General features: G+C 37.6%; 25 protein-coding genes. 2 read left to right on the plus strand and 23 right to left on the minus strand.

Features of this window, described 5'->3' with window-relative positions:
* Positions 1-2: 2 nt before the first annotated feature.
* From BMW64_RS08380 to BMW64_RS08450, 15 genes are all read right to left on the minus strand, one after another.
* Positions 3-452, minus strand: a complete 450-nt coding sequence (locus BMW64_RS08380) for a DsrE family protein (protein WP_089999537.1) — start codon at positions 450-452, stop codon at positions 3-5.
* Positions 449-1,057 carry a TlpA family protein disulfide reductase gene (locus BMW64_RS08385; RefSeq protein WP_089999538.1) on the minus strand — a complete coding sequence of 203 codons (609 nt, stop codon included), beginning with the start codon at positions 1,055-1,057 and terminating at the stop codon, positions 449-451. Before BMW64_RS08385 ends, BMW64_RS08380 begins: the two co-directional genes overlap by 4 nt.
* Positions 1,058-1,073: 16 nt before the next feature.
* The gene (locus BMW64_RS08390) at positions 1,074-1,616 is read right to left on the minus strand and encodes a TlpA family protein disulfide reductase (RefSeq protein WP_089999539.1); all 543 of its coding nucleotides are present in this window, start codon (positions 1,614-1,616) and stop codon (positions 1,074-1,076) included.
* Positions 1,616-2,719 carry an efflux RND transporter periplasmic adaptor subunit gene (locus BMW64_RS08395; RefSeq protein WP_089999540.1) on the minus strand — a complete coding sequence of 368 codons (1,104 nt, stop codon included), beginning with the start codon at positions 2,717-2,719 and terminating at the stop codon, positions 1,616-1,618. The genes BMW64_RS08390 and BMW64_RS08395 overlap by 1 nt, the downstream gene beginning before the upstream one ends.
* A 14-nt stretch (positions 2,720-2,733) precedes the next feature.
* The gene (locus BMW64_RS08400; RefSeq protein WP_089999541.1) at positions 2,734-5,892 is read right to left on the minus strand and encodes an efflux RND transporter permease subunit; all 3,159 of its coding nucleotides are present in this window, start codon (positions 5,890-5,892) and stop codon (positions 2,734-2,736) included.
* A gap of 9 nt (positions 5,893-5,901) precedes the next feature.
* The gene (locus BMW64_RS08405; RefSeq protein ID WP_089999542.1) at positions 5,902-7,269 is read right to left on the minus strand and encodes a TolC family protein; all 1,368 of its coding nucleotides are present in this window, start codon (positions 7,267-7,269) and stop codon (positions 5,902-5,904) included.
* Positions 7,270-7,367: 98 nt separating this feature from the next.
* Positions 7,368-7,733 (minus strand): hypothetical protein, encoded by a 366-nt coding sequence (locus BMW64_RS08410; RefSeq protein ID WP_154656882.1) that lies wholly within the window; start codon positions 7,731-7,733, stop codon positions 7,368-7,370.
* Between the two features lie 96 nt (positions 7,734-7,829).
* Complete coding sequence (locus tag BMW64_RS08415; protein WP_089999543.1) at positions 7,830-8,531, minus strand: thioredoxin domain-containing protein; 702 nt, start codon at positions 8,529-8,531, stop codon at positions 7,830-7,832.
* Entirely contained in the window at positions 8,532-8,828 is a 297-nt protein-coding gene (trxA, locus tag BMW64_RS08420; protein WP_089999544.1) for a thioredoxin, read from the minus strand.
* A gap of 12 nt (positions 8,829-8,840) precedes the next feature.
* A complete protein-coding gene (locus tag BMW64_RS08425; RefSeq protein WP_143052665.1) occupies positions 8,841-9,074 on the minus strand; it encodes a hypothetical protein in 234 nt (77 codons plus the stop codon).
* A gap of 8 nt (positions 9,075-9,082) precedes the next feature.
* A complete protein-coding gene (locus BMW64_RS08430; RefSeq protein ID WP_089999546.1) occupies positions 9,083-9,694 on the minus strand; it encodes a class I SAM-dependent methyltransferase in 612 nt (203 codons plus the stop codon).
* Entirely contained in the window at positions 9,694-10,008 is a 315-nt protein-coding gene (locus tag BMW64_RS08435) for a rhodanese-like domain-containing protein (RefSeq protein WP_089999547.1), read from the minus strand. The genes BMW64_RS08430 and BMW64_RS08435 overlap by 1 nt, the downstream gene beginning before the upstream one ends.
* 1 nt (position 10,009) lies before the next feature.
* On the minus strand, positions 10,010-11,401 hold the full coding sequence (locus tag BMW64_RS08440) for an MBL fold metallo-hydrolase (RefSeq protein WP_089999548.1): 1,392 nt from the start codon (positions 11,399-11,401) through the stop codon (positions 10,010-10,012).
* 101 nt (positions 11,402-11,502) lie between these two features.
* Entirely contained in the window at positions 11,503-12,822 is a 1,320-nt protein-coding gene (locus tag BMW64_RS08445; protein WP_089999549.1) for a hypothetical protein, read from the minus strand.
* Position 12,823: 1 nt separating this feature from the next.
* Positions 12,824-14,023, minus strand: a complete 1,200-nt coding sequence (locus BMW64_RS08450) for an NAD(P)/FAD-dependent oxidoreductase (RefSeq protein WP_089999710.1) — start codon at positions 14,021-14,023, stop codon at positions 12,824-12,826.
* Between the two features lie 340 nt (positions 14,024-14,363).
* Here BMW64_RS08450 and BMW64_RS20870 point away from each other — a divergent pair, with 340 nt between their 5' ends.
* Both BMW64_RS20870 and BMW64_RS20875 read left to right on the plus strand, forming a co-directional pair.
* Positions 14,364-14,471 carry a hypothetical protein gene (locus BMW64_RS20870; protein WP_228400884.1) on the plus strand — a complete coding sequence of 36 codons (108 nt, stop codon included), beginning with the start codon at positions 14,364-14,366 and terminating at the stop codon, positions 14,469-14,471.
* 221 nt (positions 14,472-14,692) lie between these two features.
* Positions 14,693-14,803, plus strand: coding sequence for a phage integrase SAM-like domain-containing protein (locus BMW64_RS20875; RefSeq protein ID WP_228400885.1), 111 nt, complete (start codon positions 14,693-14,695; stop codon positions 14,801-14,803).
* A 1,049-nt stretch (positions 14,804-15,852) separates the two neighbouring features.
* Here BMW64_RS20875 and BMW64_RS08470 read toward each other — a convergent pair.
* The 8 genes from BMW64_RS08470 to BMW64_RS08505 all read right to left on the minus strand — a co-directional run bounded on the left by BMW64_RS08470 (position 15,853) and on the right by BMW64_RS08505 (position 23,958).
* Positions 15,853-16,440, minus strand: coding sequence for a TetR/AcrR family transcriptional regulator (locus BMW64_RS08470; protein ID WP_089999550.1), 588 nt, complete (start codon positions 16,438-16,440; stop codon positions 15,853-15,855).
* 29 nt (positions 16,441-16,469) lie between these two features.
* Entirely contained in the window at positions 16,470-17,093 is a 624-nt protein-coding gene (locus BMW64_RS08475) for an HdeD family acid-resistance protein (RefSeq protein WP_089999551.1), read from the minus strand.
* Between the two features lie 401 nt (positions 17,094-17,494).
* Positions 17,495-18,367, minus strand: a complete 873-nt coding sequence (locus tag BMW64_RS08480; protein ID WP_089999552.1) for a hypothetical protein — start codon at positions 18,365-18,367, stop codon at positions 17,495-17,497.
* 36 nt (positions 18,368-18,403) lie between these two features.
* Complete coding sequence (locus tag BMW64_RS08485) at positions 18,404-19,258, minus strand: universal stress protein (RefSeq protein ID WP_089999553.1); 855 nt, start codon at positions 19,256-19,258, stop codon at positions 18,404-18,406.
* A gap of 30 nt (positions 19,259-19,288) precedes the next feature.
* Positions 19,289-19,861, minus strand: a complete 573-nt coding sequence (locus BMW64_RS08490) for a hypothetical protein (protein WP_089999554.1) — start codon at positions 19,859-19,861, stop codon at positions 19,289-19,291.
* Positions 19,862-19,865: 4 nt separating this feature from the next.
* Positions 19,866-21,407, minus strand: coding sequence for an MFS transporter (locus tag BMW64_RS08495; protein WP_089999555.1), 1,542 nt, complete (start codon positions 21,405-21,407; stop codon positions 19,866-19,868).
* Positions 21,408-21,429: 22 nt separating this feature from the next.
* On the minus strand, positions 21,430-22,614 hold the full coding sequence (locus BMW64_RS08500) for an HlyD family secretion protein (RefSeq protein ID WP_089999556.1): 1,185 nt from the start codon (positions 22,612-22,614) through the stop codon (positions 21,430-21,432).
* Between the two features lie 27 nt (positions 22,615-22,641).
* Positions 22,642-23,958 (minus strand): TolC family protein, encoded by a 1,317-nt coding sequence (locus tag BMW64_RS08505; protein WP_089999557.1) that lies wholly within the window; start codon positions 23,956-23,958, stop codon positions 22,642-22,644.
* Positions 23,959-23,968: the final 10 nt, after the last annotated feature.

Raw genomic sequence — 23,968 nt, forward strand, 5'->3', positions numbered from 1 at the left:
TTTTAAGGTTTAATTATTGCCCAGCCTTCATACTGTCTCAAAATTATTTCACCATTTCCGCTGGGGGTGTAATTGACAAAATCAAACAATTCGGACTTATCTATTTTTTTCTCACGAAGCGTATTTTCGCACTGCACCATTACCACACCTCTTTTTTTCAGTTTAACAAGCAGTTCCTGATATGGATTTTTCTTTAGGAACATTTCCACTCCGCCTCCAAAAGCCAGCAACTCGACATTCAGTTTGTCTTTCAATCTTTGATCTTCAAGAGCGTTGTTGATATTTCTGATAATAGCCTTTAATTTTTGGTCATCCGCTTCGTTGATTATGTAGAGAGCATTATATTCCTGATTGATAGATTTCGCAGGTACGTAAGAGGTTTTCTCTTGAGCAAAACTCATAAGGCCGGTCAGTAATACTGATAAGGTGAGTACTTTTATTAATTTTTTCATTGATTTTCATTTAAAAGTTTATTGATTTCTTCATAGAAAGAATCTTTGCTGTAATCTGCCATTCCGGCGTGATGCATCCTGATTTTCCCCGATTTATCCAAAACTACCGTCGTAGGAAGTGAGCCATTAAAAAATGAAGACGGAATAGAGCCTTCCGGAGCTAAAAAAGGCACAGTAAACTGTTCTTTTTCGAGATAGATTTTACCTAAAGTAGAATCATCATCAAGATTTACCGTCAGAAAAACCAAATCTTTATTTGATTTATACTGATTATAAAACTTCTGAATTGATGGAAATTCTGCCCGGCAAGGCGGACACCACGATGCCCAGAAATTAATGAAAACCACTTTTCCTTTGAGTTCAGAAGTATGGATAAAATCTCCTTTTTCATTCCTTACACTGAAATTTTCAGTGATGGCCGAAGAACTCGACTCAGAAATTGGTTCTACTTTCTTTTCTTCAATCTTAGAATTCAGAAGGCCGGTTGAAATAATCTGTCTCATCAGCCAGGCTTTTGCATCGGGGCTTACCAGCAAAACTATAAATACTGAAACCAGAATTGTTGTACTCCAATTTTTCCGAAGCCATATTTTAAATTTTTCCATTGTCTAAATATATTAATTATTGTTCTGTTAATTTTTTCAGCGCCTCATAAATCTGAGGCTGATCAAAATCTCTCCCACCCTGAATCTGTGCTTCGAGTTCTCCCTTTTTATTAAAAATTAAAGTTGTAGGAATAGCACCCTGAAAGTATTTGGAAGGTATATTATCTCCTGCAACATATACCGGAAGGTCATAGTTTTTATCCTTCATAAATTTCATAGCCTTCGTCAGGTTGGCTTCCACATTAAGGAAAACAAAGATAATATCATCATTTCCCTTGAATTTATTTTTCAGCCTGTTGAGTGTCGGCATTTCTTCTACACAAGGTCTGCACCAGGTTGCCCAAAAATTAATGAAGACAACTTTACCTTTCAGTTCACTCAGCGAGATTTTCTTTCCGTTTTCATCCACTAAAACAATATCATCGTTTTCATCAAAGAGATTCGGATTTTGGATTTGAATTTTATGTTGAGGGACAGACTGCATTGCATTGATTTCTGATGAAAACAGGAAGAGTGGTAGTATAAGAACAGGTATTTTAGATTTTAAAATATTTTGCATTATTTCTTTTTTTTGGTTGATATTTTACCTTCTTCCAATTCTTCGGAAGGTTTTATTAAAATTTTATCGTTTTCTGAAAATGCACCAAAAACTTCGGTCAGCTTTTCATACGTAATTCCTTCTTTTACAGCCACTCTTTTCACCGTATCATCATTAAAAGTCATTACGAAAGTTCCAGACTGAGTTTGCAGAATACTTTTTGTCGGCACAAAAAAACTGGGCGCATTTCTTTTCAGATTCAGCTGAACCTGTGCATACTCACCACCTTTTAAAACAGAACCTGGATTAGAAACATCGAATTCGAGCGTCATAGAGCGGTTTTCCTGACTGATAACCCCTGAATTTCTTGAGAGATGCGCATTAAAAGTTTTACCCGGAATCGAATTGACCGTAAAGTCAGCTTCCATACCTTCAGTAATGCTTGACGCGTGTTTTTCAGGAAGAGAAACCGTAAGTCTCAATTTATTTTTCTGAGCCATACTAAAAAGAGCCGTCCCCGAATTAGGACCAACTAAAGCTCCGGCAGAAAGATTTCTATCCATTATAACTCCATTGAAAGGCGCTGTAATCCTCAGATATTGATTCATCTGCGAAGATCTGCCTGTTCCCGCTTTGGAGGCATCATACGCAGCTTTGGAGCTCCGCATAATGCTTTTAGCCCTGTCCAGCTCAATATCTGCAACTGCTCCTTTTGTCTTGGAAGCATCCTGCAACCGTTCAAAAGCTTGCTTGGCGTAGAGGTAATCGGTATACATTTTCTGCTGCGAAGATTTATCCGAAAGGTAATCCTGATTCATTTCCGGAGCTTCTAAAACCGCAAGAAGCTGACCTTTGGAAACCACCGAACCTCTGTCAACATAAATTTTCCTGATAAATCCCGGCACTTTGGCAAAAACCTGCACCGATTCATACGGCTTCAGTTCGCCTGGAACGGAAATCTGATAAGTGGGATTTATGAGCTTGATTTCTGTGTTCAGGAAAGACTGAGCAGGCTGAACAGTTTTTTTTGTTTCATTTTTAGTTTCCTTTTCGCCCGAGCAGGACGCCACCCCCAAAAGAATGAAAGGAATAAAGATGTATTTTATTTTGCTGATGATTTTCATTATTTTTTAATTATTTAAGATTGTACGTAAAATTTACTTTCCTCATCTTCCGGATCCAATGATGGATTTGAGTGCCCTGCATTAGACATTACTGCCGCAAAAAAATGTGGAACCAAAAGCAGAATGGTAAGAGTGGATGCGATGATACCACCAATAACAGCTCTACCAAGTGGAGCAACCTGCTCAGAACCTTCCCCGATCCCGATTGCCATAGGAATCATCCCTGCAAGCATCGCCAAAGCGGTCATTAGTACAGGGCGAAGTCTGGATGCGGCTGCCATTCTCGCAGAATGAAGTGCGCTGGTATGGTAATGTTTACGGTAGTATTCTGCCTGATTGATAAGTAATACTGCATTCGAAACAGAAACACCAATGGACATAATCATTCCCATATACGACTGTAGGTTGAGCGTACTGCCGGTAATATAAATCAAAACAAGACTTCCCACGATCACGGAAGGAATCACAGAAAGAACTACAAAAGGAACTTTAAATGATTGATAGTAAGCAGAAAGCATCAGAAATATTGCTAATACTGCCGCCAAAAGTCCCATTGCAAGACTGTCGAGTGTATCATCCAGTAGCTGCAGTGTGCCTTCTGTCCAAACAGAAACACTTTTTGGAGGTTTTCCAGTCTCACTGATAGCATTTTTTACCGCATTGGAAGCAGAGCCTAAATCTTTCCCGTAAAAATTTCCAATAATCGTTACATATCTCATAGGTCCCTTTCGGTTGACCTGCGCCGGTGCGGTTGTTTTTTTAACAGTAGCAATATCTTCAAGAATGGGTCTGGGGCTGTCCTTTTTCAAGGGAAGGGATTTCAGGATCTCTTCAGAGTTCATTATACTTTCTGGAATCTGAACCTGTGCCTGAAAGACAAGTCCTGATTTTGGGTCCACCCAAAGGTTTTTGTCAGTGTATCGCGTTGAAGAGGTAGCGGTCACAAGACTGCGTGTTACATCCTGCATCGTCAGTCCGAACTGCGCGGCGAGATTTCGGTCTACGTTGATCTGTAACGTCGGATATTGAAGTGGCTCTGCAATGCGGACGTCTCGCAGGAAATCGTTATTTTTCAGCTTTTCCTCTATTTTTTTTGCGTGAGATACCGCCAGTTTCAGATTAGGAGATCCTACCTTGATTTCTATCGGGGTCATCGAACCTTGTCCGATGATTTTTTCGGTAAGTTCCATGGGTTCAAAATTAATTTGTGCTTCAGGATGCTTCTCAGCAATAGTCTTGCGAATCTTTTCTTTCAAATCTTCCATAGACCCTGAAAAATTCTCCTTATTCACAGAAACCTGCAAAACAGACTGATGTGTCCCGTTGGTGAAAAGAAATATGGGATTAATTGGCGTTGCTGCTGGATGCAAGCCTACATAGGCCGAACTGATGTTGATTGCATTTTCTGGCAAAATAGCTTCAATATCTTTGAGAATATCCTTCACCAGCTTTTCAGTTTTCTCCAGACGGCTTCCCTGTGGCGCATCAATTCTCATCTGAAAATCACCGCTGTTGGAAAGAGGCATAATATCGGTTCCCAAAGAGCGCATCATTAAAAATATTAAAAGACCCGAGAAAATAATATAGGCTGAAAACAATACCAAAGTCCTTCCCGACCATTTTCTCATTTTGTGACTGTAGCCTGTTCTGAAACGATAGAAAAAACTCCTGTTTTTAACATAATGCTTCTCGATATGGTTATTCTTCATCATCCAGTTAGCGAGGATCGGAACAAAGGTCTGGGATGCCAGAAAGGAAGCTATCATTGCGAATGCAACTGCAAAAGAAAGCGGAAGAAACATATCTTTTGGAATGCCCGTCATAATGAAGGCAGGCGTAAGAACGGCCAAAATGCATAATAATATAAGCACCTTCGGAATGGAAATTTCAAGTACTGCATCAAGAATGGCTTTGGGTTTAGTTTTCCTCATTTCCATATGCTGGTGGATATTCTCAATCGTGACCGTAGCTTCATCTACCAAAATTCCGATGGATAGAGCTAACCCACTTAATGTCATTATATTAATAGTATATCCTGCAAAGTAGAGCACACATACGGCTGTTAATATTGCTATGGGAATTGTAAAGACCACGATCAGTGCACCTCGAAGATCACCAAGGAAAAGAATGATGACCAGTCCCGTAAAGAGTGCGCCTAAAATTCCTTCATGAATTAGATTTGAAAGGGAGCGTTCAATATATTTTGACTGGTCAAATTCATAACTCACCTTCACATCATCTGGAAGCTGATCTCTCAGTTTTGGCATTGCTTTTTTAAGATTTTCAACTGCTGTCAGTGTAGAAGCATCTGATTTTTTGATCACCGGGAGATAGACAGAGCGTTTCCCATTGACCAATGCATATCCAGATGTCTGATCAGCTCCATCGTGAACATTGGCAACATCTCCCACGTAAAGAGTTCTACCGTCTTGGGTCTTTATCGGAATTTTAAGAAACTCCGCAGGATCTTTGGCTATGGAATTGATCGGTGCCATATAATTCGTTTCACCCATTCTGATATTTCCTGCCGGCGAAGGATGGCTGCTTTTTGTGATCGCCAAAGTAATTTCTTCAGGACTCAGTCCGTTACTCTGCATTGCAGCCGGGTCAATATTTACCACGATCGAACGGATGTTACCGCCAAAAGGTGCCGGAGCCGTAATACCGGGAATCTCAACAAACATCGGTCGGATTTTGGTAAGAACCATTGTCTGAAGATCTGTTACCGAGTGATTGTCACTTTCAAAGACGAGTTGACCGACCGGAAGTGAATTACCGTCAAACCGCACAACCATTGGTGGTACTGCACCGGGTGGTAAAAATCCCATTGCCCGAGAAACCTGCGTGGAAACCTCACCTGCAGCCTGCGCCATATCAGTGCCGGGATAAAAGGTCAGTTTCATTAAGGTAAGTCCCTGAACACTTTTGAAATCAATATTCTTGACACCATTCACAAAAAGCAGGACTTTTTGAAATTCATTGGACATAAAACCGTCCATATATTGAGGTGAAAGCCCACCGTAAGGCATCGCAATGTACATTGAAGGCAACTCTACCTCGGGAAAAATATCTACTTTTATTTTTTTTATAGCTGTAAGCGAAAGCACAATGACCGACAGGAAAACGACCATTACGGCAATGGGCTTTCTTAGCGCAAAACGTATTAAATTCATTCTAAAATTTTAAAGTTGGGTAAATAAATAATCAAAATCGCCGGTGAGTTCATCCTTTGCTATGACCTGCTCCCAGAATTCTTTTGCGGCATCGATCTGACTTTTTTCTGCATTCTCAAGAATCTGACGGACCTGTAACAGTTCAGTGAGGGTAATAAGCCCACTCTTGTATCTTGCTACATACATTTCGTAGGCATCTGATGCGCCTTTCACAGAAGCACTTTCTTTCTTAAGCTGTTTTTGCTGTTCTACAATCCTGTTTTCAAGGGCTTTAATCTCAGTCTGCATTGAAAGCTGATACTGGTTTTCGAGATAACCCATACGTTCCGCTTCTTTTGACAGCATATTCGCTTTTTGCCTGTTCGTATGAAGACTGCTGATATTCCACGTCAATCCAAGTCCAACCAGAGCATTGTTGGCAGAATTGGAGAAACCATTGGTCCATTTCCCTGAGACATTGCCATACGAATCGGCTCCTGAACCTCTGTAAGCATAACCTCCCAAAATCTTAATCGACGGAAGTGATGATCTTCTCTCTGTTTCCGCTTTGGTCTGGTAGTATTCGGACTCCTGATGAATGGATTTTAAAAAAGGATGTGATGGATTAACTTTCTCATTATGGGAAGAATTTTTTTCAGGATCAAGAAAATGACTGACCTGGTAATCCTCTACTTTAAAATTATCACTATAAAATTCCTTAAGTTTTTCTGCGGATGCCTTCTGCTTTCCAAACCAATTATCTTCTATTGCCAACGCCTGAACGTATGATGAATAGGTAAGAACAGAATCTGCTTCCGGTTTGAGACCGGCACGGGAAAGTGCTTTGCTTGAACTGTGGATTTCTTCGAGCCTTGTTGAGTTTTTCTTTGCCCATCTGAGCTTTGCTCCATTAAAGACATAGTCAAGATAACGTTGTGAGAGCAGTCTTTTGAGCCTCACCAGATAGGATTCTTTATCTGTCCTGAGTTTTTGTGTGAACTCATTTGCTGATTTTTCCTCGGATTTCTGACGCCCGAAGTTATAGATCTCGTACTCCGCGATAGCCGAACCGAAATTGTTTGAGGATAAAGAGGAGCCTGAATTCCTGTTTCCGGAAACATTAAAAAAACCGGACTGTGGGAAAAAACCACCACTGCTTCCTTCTAATGTGCCGTAGGTATTTTGATATTGAAGCTTTACCTGTGGTAATGCCTTGGATTTCACCGTCTCTTCATTATATTCTGAAGATTCTATTGCAGACTCGGCTGCACGGATCCCTGAATAGTTTTTTTGTGTTTCTGTCCATATTTTACCCAAGAGTGATTCTTGCTGGGCGAAAAGGACAGACTGTTGTGTGATCAGTCCAAAGAATAGGACTGATAGACTTTTTCTTATCATTTTTTGACAAATTAATAGCTACCGAAAAATTCCGGTAAGGATTAAAAAAATAAAATCATTTACATCTGCTATTGTTAACAGATTGAATTAATTTTAAATCAAATGATAAGTTTGCGGTATTGTATAAAGATGGGGACAGCATTCCCTATTTTGGAAGAGCCGTAAAAAGGATGTTTCGGAATATTGACAAAAAGAAAAGCGGCTGCAAAAAGAATAAATGTAAATGCAGCAATCTCTTGAAAATCGGATACGGAAAACTGAGTATCGTTTTTCGCCGTCATTTCTTTTTCCTTACAGAAATTACATTGCGAAGCAGAAGTTGTGACCGTAAATTTGTCTTTTGGAACTGAAGAATGACTTGTGGAAGTAGGCGGTACGTTGAACAGATTTTTGATACCGTATTTTACGGCACACGAAGAAATTAAAATGCATACAATGAAAAACATTCCGATGATGCTTCTCATTGTATGATTTGTATTTAATTTCTGATTAGTCATTCTTGCAAATGTAAATGTTTAAATAATGAGGTCAAAAATATTAACAGACTTTATAGAATAGTTTTATTTGGAAATATGTTTTTTAACTTCCTCTTCCGTTACAAAACCAAGGTTTTCCCAGGCTACCTTGTCATTTTTGTATAGTTTCAAAACCGGGAGTGCAGAAACATTCAGCTCTTTGCAAAGTTCTGTATTTTCGTCGGCATTGATTCTGACAATTTTCAATTTATCCTGCATTTCCGAAGCCATTTTTTTTAAATATGGTTCCATTTTTTTGCACGGAGCGCACCATTCTGCATAGAAATCTACTAAAACAGCTGTATCACTTTTCAGCATTTCGTTGTACTGAGCAAGACTCATTCCTGCGGAAGTGGATGCTTTGATTTCCGGAAGACTGGCATTTCTCCATTTCATCATTCCACCCTGCATTTTATAGACATTTTTAAAGCCCATCTCTGTGAGTTTCTCAGCGGCAGCAGAACTTCTCGGTCCGCTCATACAGTACACGAATACAGGTTTATCTTTATCTAAAGCTTTTGCTTTTTCAGCAAAATCTCCGCCAGTCCAGTCAATGTTCATTGCATTTTTAAGATGTCCGTTACGGAATTCTCCCGAAGTTCTCACATCGACCAACTGAGCATCTTTGGTCTGGTTTAATTTTTTAGAAAATTCTGTAGCAGACAGATTGCTTTCTCTACTATTCTGAGCTTTTCCACAACCTGTCAATACGATGAGAAAAAATAAAACGATTAGATTTTTATACATTTAAATGTTTTGTTTAATTAATCTTTCCAGTTCATCCGCCTGAAAAACTCCTGATTGCTTCCATTTCACTTCACCGTTTTTAAAAATCATCAGAGTCGGAACACTTCTGATTCCAAACTGCTCCGCTACAGCCTGATTTTTATCGATGTCAATTTTAACGATACTTGCTGTATCGCCTATATTTTTTTTTAGATCCTTAAGAATGGGAGCCTGCATTTTGCACGGACCGCACCATTCTGCAAAAAAATCTACCAACACCGGTTTGTGTTGACTTATTAGTTCCTGAAATTTATTCATTTTGCTCAATTTTTATTTAATTTCCTCATATCGCACCTCATCACTGCTGTTTTTTGAATCACGACTCGGTACCGAACAATTTCCTGTTGCACAACAGCCGATATTCAATAATGGCATTACAACAAAAACTGCTCCGACAGCTACTAAAATCCACATTCCTGATTTCACGGCTTCCACGATAAGAAAAATTCCCATTGATAAGCGAAACAGCCTTACAAAGTTCCAGTTTTTAAATAAATTAATCATACTTTTCTTTATTTTTTTGTACCAAATAAGCGGACAACCGAAGCTTTCCCCTGATGATAAGCACCTTCATTGAGCACAGTTTCGGAAATATATGCTTCCTGAAAATCGAAATCGGAAAAATTAGCTTTCAGATCCTCCAGATCATAAAGCATTTCCCAATGTTTTGGTCCTCCTGCATTTGGATTTTCGTCTTGAAATTTAGAATGCTCTTTACTGAAACCTTCCAGAATAATTTTACCGCCTCTCTTTACAAGCGATGAAAACTTTCTGTGCAAATCCCGTCTCAATGTTTCAGGAAAATGGGAAAATACCATTACTAAAAGGTCAAAACTTTCTTTTTCATAACTTATTTTATCTGCCGAAACCGTTGTATAATTTATTTTCACCGAGTTTTTTTCTGCAAGCTGCATCGCTTTCTTTTTGCCTTCTTCACTTTGGTCAAAAGCTTCGACTTCAAAACCCTGAGTTGCCGCGTAGACAGCATTCCGCCCCTCTCCTTCTGCAGGAAAAAGAACTTTTCCCGGAGTGAGTTCAGCAAATTTTTCCGCAAAATAGACATTAGGCTGATCTCCGTACACAAAATCTGACTGGCGGTATCTTTCGTCCCAAAAATCTTTCATTATTGTTCCATTAGTTTTATCATATTCTGTACACTGCCACCGTTGAGAACATTCGTGATTCCGTTTCGTTCCAATGTTCCTTTTGCCATTGCGCTACGGTTTCCGCTTCTGCAGAAAACGATGATGTTTTTCTTGTTCCTAAACTTGGAAATCTGATCTTTGACAAAATCCAAAGGAATATTAACAGCTCCTTTTGCACTTCCCGAAGCAAATTCTCCGGGCGTTCTTACATCTACCAAAAAAGCGCCTTCTTCCAACGCTTTGTCCAGTGCTGCATTGTCTTTTTTTCCAAATAACATTGATAATATATCCATCTTAATTTTTTACAGTGTTCGCTTTTTCTATCCATTCTTTCATTCCGCCGGAGAAATTTTTCACATTCTCAAAACCGTTTTTCTTTAGCAGAGAATAGGCAATCGTCGCTCTGTCACCACTTTGGCAATGAATCACGATTGGCTTTTCACGGGAAATTTTATCCAGATTATGCGCTAAAGTTCCCACAAAGACATTCTCAGCATTTTCAATATGTCCTGCGTCATACTCGGTTTTATTCCTTACATCAACCACCTGAACGTCATCTCTGTTCAGATAAGATTTGAATTCTTCAATATCAATAATATCAGCAGTCTGTAATTCTAAGTCTAAATCTTTTACGTCATCAACATAGCCCATCATCTGATCCATCCCGATTCTCATCAGTTTTCGGGTAAGATCTTCCATTTGTTCTTCCTGTGCAACTAAAATAAACGGCTCAGCATAATTGACAATCCATCCCATCCACGTGGAAAATGAATTATTACCCTGAATATTGATGCTTTTTGGTATAAAACCTTGGGCAAAATCTGCTTTATTTCTTGTATCAATAATTTTAACACCGCTTTGATAAGCTTTCAAAAAATTTTCTTTGGAAAGTTTCGGATGTTCTGGAACTTCTGTCAATAAAGGTCTATCCACCTTGTTGAGCTTCTTCATCATTGCGAAGTATTTCGGAGGTTCCGGCTGTCCTTCCAACAGGTATTTTACAAAACCTTCTTCATCTTCTTCATATTGAAAAGCCCAGTTTCTGATCTTTTCATACCCTACTGTGGAACTTGGAACTGCGCCCAAAGCCTTTCCGCAAGCCGAACCAGCACCGTGTCCAGGCCAAAGCTGAATAAACTCTGGCAATTTGCTGAAATCCTGAACAGAATGATACATTTCTTTTGCTCCTTTTTCCTGAGTTCCTGTAATTCCTGCTGCTTTTTCCAATAGATCAGGTCTTCCTATGTCTCCCACGAAAACAAAATCTCCCGTGAAAATCATTACGGGTTCGTCCGTTGCGGGATGATCGGTCAATAAAAAGCTGATGCTTTCCGGTGTATGTCCTGGTGTGTGAATGACTTTTAAAGTTAAATTTCCGACTTTAATAGTGTCTCCATTGGTTAATCCGGTATGCGGGAACTGATATTGCCAATCTTCACCACCTTCATCCGAAAGATACATTTCAGCTCCCGTCACTTTCGCAAGTTCTCTGGAACCCGATAAAAAATCGGCGTGAATGTGGGTTTCTGTAATATGAGTAATCGTAAGATTATTTTCTTTGGCAATCTGAAGATAAGTGTCGATATCTCTTTTGGCATCGATAACAATGGCTTCACCTTTTGCCTGACATCCGATTAAATAGCTCGCCTGCGCAAGGCTCTTATCATAAATATGCTGAAAAAACATAATGTAATTTGTTTAGGGTTATACTTTTTTATTTTTATAATACAAATTTCGGGTTTTGCAAAATGCTATACCGCTACTTTTGTTACATAAGTTATTTTTTTTCAAAACCAATAATTCGTTATTAAATTTAACTGATTATAATTGGTCTTTTGATAAACTGCAATTGGATTTGTGGTTTGGAGATTTCTTTTAAAGATGTACAGCAAGTCAACTTCCAGTTTATTAGTGATTCTGAAAGCGACAAAGCTGTTCCATTGGAAAAAATCATCTGTATTGTATTTATTATTTTTGAAATCATTTTCGGAAGCTCCGCTGCTGATGCTAAAATCTGAATGAGCCGACCATTTTCCCTGATGAAATAAGACCGTAGCTTTTATAATATCAACATTTCGAAAACCTTCCATTCTGCTTCTCGGAAGCGATGTGAAAAACTGGTCTCTTCCCAATTCTTTCGGAAATAAAAATCTGCCGGTATCAAAAGCTTTAGAATAAGCAAATTCCCACGCAAATTTTTTGATTTTATACCGAAGCAAAAAACTGGCAACCTGACCGTTTTCATCTGGCTGAACATATCTTTCTGAATATTTTAATCGATTTTGGTAAGAATCCGGAATCTGATAGCTGTAAATAAACCCCAAATCCCATTTAGGAAAATTTAAACCCAGCTGAAACCAAGAGGTATTGAGTATTTTATCTAAATGAATGTTGTAAAAATTAATGTCTGCTAGTCTAAACTTTCTTCCGTAATGAAAAATTGTAGCACCTAAGGCATTGCTTTTATTGAGATAGTCTACTTTTGAACCATCTGGCTGGAATCCATTATCCAATACTCCGATTGCGTCCTTTATTTTTGACCACTCTGAATTTGAGCGCATCGAAACAGAGTTAAGCAGTGCTACATCAACCTGAGACTTACCAGAAGTGAAATTCCAGCTCAATCCGCCATATTCTATAGGTAGCATTCTGCCGTCACTTGGATTGATAAGCGGTGAATATTCAACAGGAATTTTCCCTATTGTAAGTTTTGATTTCCCATTTTGATATTGTACATAAAATTGATTAAGCCTTGAAACGGCATAAGCATTCTCAGGAGAAGATAAGTCAAAAAGTTCCCGTTCCCACTTGGATGATTTTCCGGATCCCAAATCTTTTTCATCCAAATCTGATGACAAAACTTTAGAAAGATACGAAGCAGAAACTCCAATGGAAATATGTTTTACGGGTTTGTATTCAAACTTTAGATTTCCGCCTAATGCATCCGCCCAATAATCTTTACCTTTAAGATTATCTGTTGACATCAAAAAGTTCCGAAGATTTCCTGAGATGAGCACTTTATCACGATTATCTAAATTAACAGATTGTGTTTTAAACAATGAAAAAGCAAACACCAAAATTATTGACGTAACTTTTTTGGTAAACATTTCAAACTTCTTTTCCTTTCAGCATTTTGTTCCAGTACAGATACGGGAGAATATATTTTTTGAGAATCCAAAGTCTCCAATGCTCTTTTGAACTGTCTGAAATGAGCATCTTTTTGAGATTCGGGTCTGGTGTGAATTCATTTTTATAATTAAATTCTGCCAAAACCATTTTTCCGTAACCTGTTACCAGCGGGCAGGAAGAATAGCCATTATAAGATTTGTTATCTGCCTTGCTTCCCAAAATCATATTGATGAGGTTAGAGACCACTACCGGAACCTGCTTTCGGATTGCCGCTCCTGTTTTAGCTGTAGGAAGTCCGGCTACATCTCCTACTCCGAAAATATTTTGAAATTTATTGTGCTGAAGACTGTTAACATCTACATCAAGCCAGCCTGCTTCGTTGACTAAAACTGAATTTTTAATAAAGCCCGGAACTTCCTGTGGCGGCGCAAGATGAAGGAAATTAAACGGCATCTCAATAATACGATCTTCGTTTTTAAAGTAGGCAATTTTATTGACTGGGTCAATCTTATAAAGTGCGTGTAGTGTTTTTAAATCGATACCGTAACGGTCGATTACTTTCATTAACGTTTCAGCGACTTCTTTTACGCCAAAAATAACACCACCCGGAAGCGCAAAAGTAATTTTCACCTTATCTGAAATTCCTTTTTTTCTAAAATAATCTGCTGCAAGATACATTATCTTTTGCGGTGCACCACCGCATTTGATGGGCGTTGTAGGCAAAGTAAAGAGCGCATTTCCTCCTTTGAAGTTCTGAAGAGATTCCCAGGTAAATTCGGGGTCTATGTAATTGCTGCATACTACACCCGTTTTTACTGCCTCTTCTAAACCCTCCACCAGAGAAAGATTATTTACCAAGCCCGGCGCAACAACTAAATATTCGTAAGAAAAACTCTTGTTATTATCTGTAGAAATTTTGTTTTGGTCGGGATGAATTTCGGTGACCTTATTTTTAAGCCAGGTTACACCGGTGGGAATTAAATCTTTTGCCTGTCGTATTGTGTCTTTAAAATCGTAAGTTCCAGCTCCTACAAGAGTCCACGCTGGTTGGTAATAATGTTTCTCGGAAGGATCTATGATGAGAATTTTGAAGGATTTATTGGTATTTATGAGCGAAGCAGCAGTCATAATTCCTCCTGTTCCTGCTCCGATGATGATGATTTGAAAATGATTTTCCATAGCCATACTTTTTGATGTTTTGTAAAGCTATATAATTTGATAAAACCAGTCAGTAACATTTGTTACATAAGCAAAAAATAAATAAGAAAAGATCAATCAGTTAATGATAAATGCAAAACAACCTATTGATTAATAATGACAACAACTATATAATTTCGTAAAAAAAGATTAATAAAAAGTAAAAATAAGCAAAACGATTAAAATCGTTGCTATACAATGATTGTAAAATAGTAGTCTTAGTTTGGAACTCGCTGTCTGATATGTTTTGGTTAAAGTCCACGTTCAAAACTACTTTCTATTTGAAAAGAACGAACCAAAAAAGAACGGTAATGTCCTGGTTATGGTACGTTTTACTATTGACGGAACGCCTAAAACTTTCGGCACAAAGTTTGAAATTAGCCCCAACAATTGTGATTTAAAACACGGAAGAGTTTTGGGTAAGAGTTAGCAATAACCAATGATTGGATAACATACGTGGGCATATCGACAAATATATAAAGATATGCTGAAGCACGAGGGTTTTGTAAAGGCACAGAAAGTAAAGCTCTCGTTTTTGGGCGTCGGTGTAATGAATGATGCAATATTAAAAGTGTTTTAACGATCAGAGTGAGGAATTCAAAATTACTCGATAAAGAAGAACGTTCAAGTAGCACCTATAATAAATAAATCATGGTTTACAATCATCTTAAGGAATTTATAACGGAACGCTACCGTAGCAATATGGCATTTCGGGAACTAACAACAGATTTTATCCGTGAATTTGATTTTTATCTCCGATAGGATAAGCAGTGTGCACATAACACGGCTTGGGTTTATACGATGTCCGTTTTGAGTTTTGTAGAACTAGCTATCAAAAAAAGGTTTGGTACGTGACAACTCAAAAAAAGTATTCACTTAAAATTAAAAATCATTTGCTGTTTCTTTGCTAGAGGTATCATTGGAGGGTGCCTTTCTCTACTTTGAATTAGAAACACTTCTGTTCCTGTTGGACTGTTGCTTTTTGCACTTTGGTATGATCGTTATTACTTAGATATTATTCTTTGCGAAGAAAATTCAGGGATCAGCGCCTGTAGAAATTACCTTAATATAGTTCTGTTCCAAGACGGTTAGAATATCCGTTTCCTTATAAATTATCTCACCCCAATTTGTATAAATGGCAGGATTTATCATCACCATATTGCTGTAAAGTCCTTTTGCTAATATGGAGCAGTCCTCATAGATATGTATATTTCTCCATTCATTACTGGACGGTAATTTCTCAATATACTTTCGATACGGCTTCTTAGCTGCGTTATCATTTCCTTATGGGCAATGATTTCTTCATTGTCATTTGTAAATAAATTAATTGTCGTTGGAATTGTACGGGTGTAAGGCTTCGAGCAAAGCCTGTATATACGAAAGTTTAAGATAATTACTGCCGTTCAATTTGGAATATGGCAATTAGACTCGTCATTGTAGGTCAAAGTGCGTTTTGTATTGTTCACCATTAGACACACTTCTTGGTTATCAAGCCATTTCTCTTCTTTGAAAATTGAATTGTATTTCCGAATAGAATTTTCGGTCAGTTCTAAAAGTGCTTTCAGTTTTTCATTCCCTTCAATGAAGATTTTCTGTTGCGATAACTTACATGGCTTGCTTCATTTTTCTGTGGAAGTTGAATTTAGAAAGGCTTTTTGAAATGAAGAGATATGTTGTATAGTTTAGCTTTGAGAGGCTGTGTTTGGCATTTTATGTTTGCCATCAAGAAAAATTGGATGACCCAAAGATTATCCGATTTTCTTTTTGAAGATTAAAAAAAATGAATACTTTAAAAAGTATATAAAACGCTTTCAAAGCTGATTTAAAGAAATTATTTTTTCTGTATAGTCTTTCAATTTTTTCAGTTCAAACTTTCGTCCTTTATTTTTACCAGCTTCGGAATTGATTTTTTCAACCCGAACAAACTCTTTGACCAATCCAAAAATAGCAAAATAAGTTGTTTCTAATCGGCTGACAGGAATTGATGTATTATTCTTATTGTATGATTTGAAAAGAGAACAAAAATATTCAAAGTGTTTTTTCTGAATGGAATTTACAATATCTCCTATCTTCATTGTCGATGCCTGTAACTGTTCTATCATAAAAAGATAAACCAATTTCGGATGAAGATAAGCTACATTAATTGTTTGGTCTATAAAAGTTTTTACACCGTCACTAAAACTATGACCATTTTCAGCTATTACAGGTATAGCTTCTAAACAAGCATGAAGCTGTCCAAATATTGACACATACAAATTTTCCTTACTTAGAAAATAATAATTTATCATAGAACAATTTACAGAAGCTTCTGTGGCAATGTCCCTTATTGTAGTAGAATGGTATCCTTTTCTAAAAAATAATTCTTCTGCCCTTTTTAAAATATGCTCTTTAGTACTCATAATCCTAATATTTATTATACTTGTTATATCTATTTCTCAATATCCTTATAATATTCTTCTTTCAAATATTTGATTTTGTCTTTCAGCTCACCTGGAAGTGTTTTCAATTTTTTCAATTGGAAAGCCAGTACAATAGCCGATATTCCAGTAATAATAAACGATAAAGCTGTTATTACGACCAGTGACATTCCGGTGAAAATTGGGTTAGCGATAAGCAAAAACGAAAATATAATGGCCAAAACACTCAAAATTGCCAGATTTCCCCAATTTATGACACCGTTATGTTTCAATTCAAAGGCAAATCCCAATCCTTGAAAAGAACGGAACAACAAACTAAAACCAACGAAAAATGGAAGTGTGGTTACAGCAACTTCGGGTTTTGTGATTAATACAATACCAATTAGCAAAGTAAAAATTCCACTTGTTAGATACCAGCCCCAGCCTTCGAGTTCTTCTTTATTTCGAACAGAAAACAGGATTTCTAAAATTCCCGAAAACAAGAATGATAGGCTGAAAAATATCGTCAGCGTAAAATAAGTCTTTGCTGGGACGCTAAACAAATAACCGCCAAGCAGAATAAACAATACACCGATAATTGCCGGGATATACCAATGTTTTACGGTGTTGCGAATGGTTTTGAGAAATTTTGCCATAGTAATTAAATTTAATTTGGTTATATTAAAATTTTTGTGACGTGAATTTACAAAAAAAAGATACCAAAGATGGATTTTATAGATTTTTTACGAGAAATGCTTGTGTCGGCTAATGGTTTTGTATCTTTGGATGTTTTATAATTAATACCCTGTTTATTTTGGTAAGTTAAACCTAATCAAAGTTGATTTTTTTTGCTACTAAAATTGTTGATTTTCGATACAACAAGGCACACGTTCCCCAAGATTAAATATATTGTTTTTTTAAGGGACTATCTTTCATTGATAAGCGTACTTTCGTCTTACAATTTCTAAAGCATTTGCAGTGTGTATGCCAAAGAAAATCCAGAGTATTTCGATTTTTGGAGTTCGATCTTTTATTTTTATAGCTTAATGTATATTTTTTAGTTCTTTAATTTTCTATTAAAAACGTATCCGATTCCAAAATTAATTTGGTAGAATACGAAGTCCTGACTTGCTTTGTCAGGTTTATTGTTAAGTGTAGTTTTGATATCTGGCATATTGATGTAACCAAATTTCCCCTCTACTCTTGCCATCCAATGATTCCAAAAAACAAGATTGATATTGGCTCTTGCGTCCAATCCAAATCCAGCTACGTGAAATCTGTCACTTCTCTCATTTCCAAAAAGTTTAACATTGCTTTTTGGAAGAAGAACACCTGCACCCGCTCCGTAAGCCCAAAAGACATCAAAGTTCTTCTTTGTTAATATATTTTTATATTTCTCAACTCCCGCATTTACATAATTCAGGCCGTCTGTATGCTCAAAGGTAAGGAACTCTCCGCTACTTAAATCCACTTGTCCATTCTGAACCATTGAAGCATAAGTAGGATCTGATATATTTCCAGTGAACTTTGCCGTTTGATCTTGATCCATCACAAACTTCATGTGATCCGTTCCAACAACTAGTGCCAAATCATCTTTGAAAAAATATCCAAATCTGAAATTGAACTGCGGTTTCGAAACCTGTCCTGGATTGATGTAATCCCAAGTCAGTTCCGAAGGTCTGTCGTGTGCTGTTACATTTTGGAGCGTAAAATCATAACCATTGCCTTTGAATCTAATATCAGAATCACTGAATCCCGCTCTGTTCCATCCCCAAAAAGCGAACATTGTTCCTTTTTTGAATGTTGATTTATCAATTAGAAGCAAATCAACAGACCCACTTTCAATTAAAGAATCTTCTTTTATTTTCTGTCCTAATACAAGATTTGACCCTATAATTAAGACAAAAAAAGTCTTTAATATTTTGTTCATTTTTTTTAAAAGTTATAGTCAGAAATCAATGCGTAATTATTCATTGTTATAAATAAGCAAAGCTGTTTTTGAATATTGTAGCAAATGCTTGGTGTAATTAGTTATCAACAGTCTTTGTAGAAAGCTTTTATGCCGATGGATAACACACAGTACATCGGTTGAATTGGAGCTCATAAAATCGTTTAATCCGTCTATTACATCGGAATTAATAATGATTTCCAATGAGATTTCAGCACTGTTGATATTTGATTTCCACATTTCTTTCTTCGCTTCAGCTTTTAAGGCTTCTTTCTGATTTTCTGCTACATATACGCATTTCAGGTGGTCTCCGCCTGCTTTCTGTAACCTTCCGGCTAAACGGTTTACGATTTTGTATTCGTTTTCGTTCAGGGTTACGGCAAGCGTAAAATTCCGTACTTCGGAAAAAACAGTTTGTTCTGGAATAGCGAATAAAGGTATCTCCAAATGATTAATCAAATTTCCCGTATGTGAACCGAACAGTTTTTTATCGACCGTATTAGCTCCCCAAGTACCCATTACCACTACATCGATATCTAGTTCTTCAATATAATCATCCACAACTTCCTGAAAATAACCTTTCTCGAAATGAAATTCCACAGGGACATTCATTTTGTGATTGTCTTGGGCAATTTTTTCTAGCTTTTTTGCTTCGGTTTTAAAACCAGACCATTCATCGGTTTCTAATTGCTTATTATAGAATGTTGCTAAGGGATGTACACGCATCTGTTCGTCTGTATCTTTAGCTTCGATAATGTGGACAATGTGCAGAATGTGTATCTCTGCATTTATTTTCTCTGCAACCGACAATGCATAAATGAAAGCATTGTCTGCTACTTCCGAGAAATCTGTTAAAAACAATATTTTCTCCATTTCCAGATATTTTTACAATGGTTTTTATAGCTAAGAATGATGTTTCTTTAGGTTGATTAATTTTGTAATACCCAACCCGACAACGAAAGTATCGTATGCATGTCTTTTAGCCTCGTACATAACCGAAACACCCAGTTCTAAATGGTGGGGAAGCTCAAACATATATTCCGTTCCGACAACAAACATCGTCAAGTCTTTTTTTCTGCTGAATTCCTGCCCGAAACCTGCCATAACCCCTAATGAAGGTATCGGTTTGTAAGTTGTCACTAAATTTACGGACAATGGATACTCTCGCTCTATAAAACTGCGTTCTCCGTTTGTATTTTTCTCCTCAATGATGAAGTTTTCAAAGACCATATCCGAATGTATGCCCACTGCCCACCTATCGGATAACCAATAATTAGCGTTAAGCCCGAATGCTGCGGCGGAGTTTATTTCGTTTTCGTTTTCGATTTTGGTTTTGATAAAAGCATGACCCATCACCGCCGAAATACCTATTTTTCCTTTGATGGAATGATGTTCAGCGGTTTCCTGTGCATGAACGTATACACTGCTTGTTATGAATGCCAATACTAGTAGTCCGTATTTTTTTAAATTTTTCATTATTCTAAAATTTATATCCTTTTATTGAGTTTCCACGTATCGCTTTGCGGAATAGGATTACCCTTCTGAAATTGAAGTTTCCGTAAGAATGTGTAGCAATAAATATCAGTATAGGGACAATCAGCCAGGTCAATGTTCCCAACACGATTTTCCCGGAAGCCATCAATGCGTTCAGGCTGATGTTTTGATAAATAGCCATACCGTTGGGGATTTCTCCACTATCGAGATATATGGAAATATCATTTAAGCTTTGCCACTGTGACTGATAACTTGCCCACCCAATAATGGCGCCCCCTAATGCAGTAGCCAGAAAAGACCTTACTATAATTAATACAACCATCATTCCCATCATTTCATTCATTTGCAGGTTGAGCGTGGCATAGTACCAGAGCCCAATGAACAGGGTGCCCATTCCCAATCCTTTCAGTACCATCGAATACTCGAGATAGCTGATGTCCATATGCGGTTGTATAATCAGATAGAGGCTTAACGTATGCAGAGCAAAACACACAAACCCCAAAGCAATGTAATACTTGATGTACCACTTATTTTTAAAACCGAAAAATGCCAGTATGCCGGCAATGACGATACCAGGTATCATCCAAAGATTGGTATGAGCGTTAATCAGGTTATTATACCCTAATACACCCATTGTATATTGTGTATATACCGATGTACTAGCCAGATATAACCCCAGAACGAACAACAATATGGTAGCGTGGATAACATTTTTCTTTTTAAATGCCGTAAAATCAATCATCTTACGTTTAAGGGAATTTTGTCGGTATATCAAGATGATAAAAAGTCCCAAACCGATAATTAATGAAGTGATAATATTGGGCGAATGAAACCAGTTTTGCTGTTTCATAAACACCAAGAAGTAGTTAATCGACATAAAGGAAGTTGCTGCCAAAACCAGCGACAGCCAGTCTATCTGATATAGTGGCATTTTAAACCCAAAACGTTGATTGTGCTGAAAAATAAGCGATATTACCGCAATTACAAGCATTATTGCCGACATAAATAAATAGGGTGTTTGCCAACTGCCATTGAACACCATAGCGGAAAAATAATATGCCGAAAGCTGCCCAAATCCAATAGACAAAGGGTAGAATATCGCATAGAATTTACCTCGATCTCCTGTCGGAGCAATGATGAACATTACAGGAAGCATCATTTCTATCATCGGAAACATCTTGATAAAACCTATAAGAAAACTACAACCTATCAACACAATAGGGCTGTCTGTAGTACCGCACATATACGATAATATAGCAAGGATAATAGCTGAAGTTGCAATGATTTCTTTGGTGCGGAAACGCATCTTGACACGCATAAGTATCATTATAGAACAGCCCATACCAATTGTACCTGCGTTATTGGCAAACGAGATATATTCCGTATAAGTAGCCATTGCTCCCGAAATATCTGTAATAACACTTATATATACCCCCGAAACGGTCATCATCGGGAACATTATGATCAGGATAAGCAACAGCATCAAAGGCTTGGGGACCCAGCTTGCAAAAGGTGCTTTATTGTACATAATTTATAATTTTCAATCTCAACTATTTCAACGTTACTTCTACGTTCATACCAGCACGAAGCTGTTTTAAGTCTTCGGGTTTATTGTCTTTAGTAAATTCAATGCGAACGGGTATACGTTGTTGTACTTTTACGAAATTTCCTGTGGAATTATCCATGGGAACTGCCGCGTATCTCGCTCCTGTAGCACCTGAAACTGCCTTAATTTTTCCTACAAAAGCTTTACCACCTAACGCATCTACTTCAATGACAGCCAATCCGCCAATGGTTACGTTTTTCATTTGCTTTTCACGGTAATTTGCCGTTATCCACACATTGTTGATGTCCACAATGGTAGCCACCTGTTGACTTGGGTTTAGTAATTGTCCGATATTGACTGTTCTTCTTCCAACAATCCCGTCGTGCGGAGCGGTAATTACGGTATAGGAAAGGTTGAGTTTTGCCATTTCGAGTGCATTTTCGGCACGTTTGATTTCAGCGTCGTTCATTCCCAATCTTGATTGTACTTCATTCACGGACAGTTCGCTGGTTGTCTTGCTATTAATCACCGATTGATATTGCGAAATTTGGGCTTCCAACTGGGCTTTTTGTGCTTCGAAATCAGTCTTTATCTGGTCAAATTGCTGACGGGTTACCGCTTCGTCTGCCAAAAGGTTTTTGTAGCGGTTAAAATTCTGTTGTGCATTCCACAATCTTGCTTTGGTAGCTTCGATATTCGCTTTTGCTGCCTGCACATTTGCTCCCACAGTATTGACATTGTTAGCTGCCGTTTTTACCGAACTTGATGTTGCATTTTTAGAAGCCAGTGCTGCCATATAAGCCGCTTCTGCCTGTCCGAGTTGTGTCTGGATTTCACGGTCATCCAATATCAATAATGTATCGCCTTTTTTTACATATTGATGTTCCACAAAACGGATTTCTTTAATGTATGCGGAAACCCTGGTGTTAATAGGGTTAATGAACGCCTCTACCTGTGCGGCATTTGTATAGCCGTCGTTCCCGACATTGAAATAGGATTTTACCACAAAATAAAGCCCGAAAAGAACCAGTATAAGCACCAGAATATTAATGATTTTTGTCTTTTTTTGTTTGGTTTTCTGCTTATTTTCCTTTTGTTTTTCCTTTTGTTTTTCCTTTTGTTTTTCCGCAGGCTGCTTAATGGATTGCTTTACGTTTTCTTGATTGCTGTTTTCTATATTTTCTGACATTGTTTTATCTTTAAGTTTATCAATTTATTATAAATTCCCGCTTTCTTTCAATAATTTGTAGTACGCATAAACGATGTTTATTGCCGAATTGGCAAACTGCAACTCAGCATCTAATTTCTGATTGCTTGCGTCAATCAAATCCAATAAAATTGCCAGCTGGTTGTTGTATTTACTGTTCATAATCCTATAATTTTCGTCTGCAAGATTTTTATTTGTTTCGAGTGTATTATTTTGTGTAACGGCTTCATTGTATTTAATATAAGCGGCATTTACAGCGACATCAATCATTTGTTCCACCTCAGTTGACTGTGCGATGGCTTTGTCTATTTCAAAACGCACCTGTTTGATTTTTTTAGGGGTTTTGTACAGTGCATCAATATTAAAATTCAGCGAAAGCCCAGCACTCCATCCGTTGGTGTACATATCCATTGCGGGCGACGTTGTAGTAATTGGGCGTGCCAGTCTATTTCCTGCAAATGCAGATAACGAGGGCATCATTTCTGCACGCGTAATTTTTTCGGAAGTTTCGTAAATATCCACCGCCTTTTTGGTCATTAATACCGTTGGATGATTTTGTGCGAATGCTCTGTAATCGTCCATCAATAAAGCTTTAGGAACATTGCTTATTAAGGTTTCGTCAGGCACAATCTGTGTGCTTTCGGATAAACCCAAAGCTGTGGTAAGCTGTTTGTTGAGTATTTGGCTGTTGTTTTCTACTACTTGTAGAGCAAGTTTCAGATTGGACAATTGCAGTTCTCCACGGATAACATCATTTCTCGTAACCATTCCCTGATTGTAAAACTTATTGATATTTTGCAAACGCTGTTCTGCTAATTGGATATTCTGTTGAAATACCCCTTTTTGGTTCAGGAGCTTATACAAATCAAGATAATAGCCCAACACCAAAAGTTTGATACTTTGTTCGTTAGACTGATAGTTCAGCTCCGTCAATTCTTCTTTCAACGATTGGGCTTTGATACCATTTTTTACCAATCCGCCTTTCCATATCAACTGGCTGGCATCTACCGAAAACGTGTTGCCGAAATGTGGCATATCTACTCTTGTGGAATTCGAAAAATCCTTATCAAGAATAAGTGCATTGCCGAGATAATAGCCTTGCAAAGCCGCATTGAAAGTTGGAAGCTGTGCGTTTTTAGCAACTTCTACACCTTGCTTTGCTATGAGAATATCTGCTTTTGAAACGGATAAACTAGGGTGGTTTTCTTTTGCAAGCTCAAATAACTCTTCCACAGAAATTTTTCGTTCCTGAGATTGCTGTGCATACGTTGTACTTATCGACAAAAAGCCCATAACCAACATTGTACATAACTTTCTTATTTTCATTAATTCAATA

Origin of the sequence: Chryseobacterium taichungense (genome assembly GCF_900109935.1) — a bacterium.
GTDB classification, from domain to species: Bacteria; Bacteroidota; Bacteroidia; order Flavobacteriales; family Weeksellaceae; genus Chryseobacterium; species Chryseobacterium taichungense.

What these genes read in the sequence shown, in the direction of transcription:
- BMW64_RS08380 (WP_089999537.1), bottom strand. Translation starts at nt 452, where the DNA reads ATGAAAAAATTAATAAAAGTACTCACCTTATCAGTATTACTGACCGGC.
- BMW64_RS08385 (WP_089999538.1), bottom strand. Translation starts at nt 1,057, where the DNA reads ATGGAAAAATTTAAAATATGGCTTCGGAAAAATTGGAGTACAACAATT.
- BMW64_RS08390 (WP_089999539.1), bottom strand. Translation starts at nt 1,616, where the DNA reads ATGCAAAATATTTTAAAATCTAAAATACCTGTTCTTATACTACCACTC.
- BMW64_RS08395 (WP_089999540.1), bottom strand. Translation starts at nt 2,719, where the DNA reads ATGAAAATCATCAGCAAAATAAAATACATCTTTATTCCTTTCATTCTT.
- BMW64_RS08400 (WP_089999541.1), bottom strand. Translation starts at nt 5,892, where the DNA reads ATGAATTTAATACGTTTTGCGCTAAGAAAGCCCATTGCCGTAATGGTC.
- BMW64_RS08405 (WP_089999542.1), bottom strand. Translation starts at nt 7,269, where the DNA reads ATGATAAGAAAAAGTCTATCAGTCCTATTCTTTGGACTGATCACACAA.
- BMW64_RS08410 (WP_154656882.1), bottom strand. Translation starts at nt 7,733, where the DNA reads ATGAGAAGCATCATCGGAATGTTTTTCATTGTATGCATTTTAATTTCT.
- BMW64_RS08415 (WP_089999543.1), bottom strand. Translation starts at nt 8,531, where the DNA reads ATGTATAAAAATCTAATCGTTTTATTTTTTCTCATCGTATTGACAGGT.
- trxA (WP_089999544.1), bottom strand. Translation starts at nt 8,828, where the DNA reads ATGAATAAATTTCAGGAACTAATAAGTCAACACAAACCGGTGTTGGTA.
- BMW64_RS08425 (WP_143052665.1), bottom strand. Translation starts at nt 9,074, where the DNA reads ATGATTAATTTATTTAAAAACTGGAACTTTGTAAGGCTGTTTCGCTTA.
- BMW64_RS08430 (WP_089999546.1), bottom strand. Translation starts at nt 9,694, where the DNA reads ATGAAAGATTTTTGGGACGAAAGATACCGCCAGTCAGATTTTGTGTAC.
- BMW64_RS08435 (WP_089999547.1), bottom strand. Translation starts at nt 10,008, where the DNA reads ATGGATATATTATCAATGTTATTTGGAAAAAAAGACAATGCAGCACTG.
- BMW64_RS08440 (WP_089999548.1), bottom strand. Translation starts at nt 11,401, where the DNA reads ATGTTTTTTCAGCATATTTATGATAAGAGCCTTGCGCAGGCGAGCTAT.
- BMW64_RS08445 (WP_089999549.1), bottom strand. Translation starts at nt 12,822, where the DNA reads ATGTTTACCAAAAAAGTTACGTCAATAATTTTGGTGTTTGCTTTTTCA.
- BMW64_RS08450 (WP_089999710.1), bottom strand. Translation starts at nt 14,023, where the DNA reads ATGGAAAATCATTTTCAAATCATCATCATCGGAGCAGGAACAGGAGGA.
- BMW64_RS20870 (WP_228400884.1), top strand. Translation starts at nt 14,364, where the DNA reads ATGGTACGTTTTACTATTGACGGAACGCCTAAAACTTTCGGCACAAAG.
- BMW64_RS20875 (WP_228400885.1), top strand. Translation starts at nt 14,693, where the DNA reads ATGGTTTACAATCATCTTAAGGAATTTATAACGGAACGCTACCGTAGC.
- BMW64_RS08470 (WP_089999550.1), bottom strand. Translation starts at nt 16,440, where the DNA reads ATGAGTACTAAAGAGCATATTTTAAAAAGGGCAGAAGAATTATTTTTT.
- BMW64_RS08475 (WP_089999551.1), bottom strand. Translation starts at nt 17,093, where the DNA reads ATGGCAAAATTTCTCAAAACCATTCGCAACACCGTAAAACATTGGTAT.
- BMW64_RS08480 (WP_089999552.1), bottom strand. Translation starts at nt 18,367, where the DNA reads ATGAACAAAATATTAAAGACTTTTTTTGTCTTAATTATAGGGTCAAAT.
- BMW64_RS08485 (WP_089999553.1), bottom strand. Translation starts at nt 19,258, where the DNA reads ATGGAGAAAATATTGTTTTTAACAGATTTCTCGGAAGTAGCAGACAAT.
- BMW64_RS08490 (WP_089999554.1), bottom strand. Translation starts at nt 19,861, where the DNA reads ATGAAAAATTTAAAAAAATACGGACTACTAGTATTGGCATTCATAACA.
- BMW64_RS08495 (WP_089999555.1), bottom strand. Translation starts at nt 21,407, where the DNA reads ATGTACAATAAAGCACCTTTTGCAAGCTGGGTCCCCAAGCCTTTGATG.
- BMW64_RS08500 (WP_089999556.1), bottom strand. Translation starts at nt 22,614, where the DNA reads ATGTCAGAAAATATAGAAAACAGCAATCAAGAAAACGTAAAGCAATCC.
- BMW64_RS08505 (WP_089999557.1), bottom strand. Translation starts at nt 23,958, where the DNA reads ATGAAAATAAGAAAGTTATGTACAATGTTGGTTATGGGCTTTTTGTCG.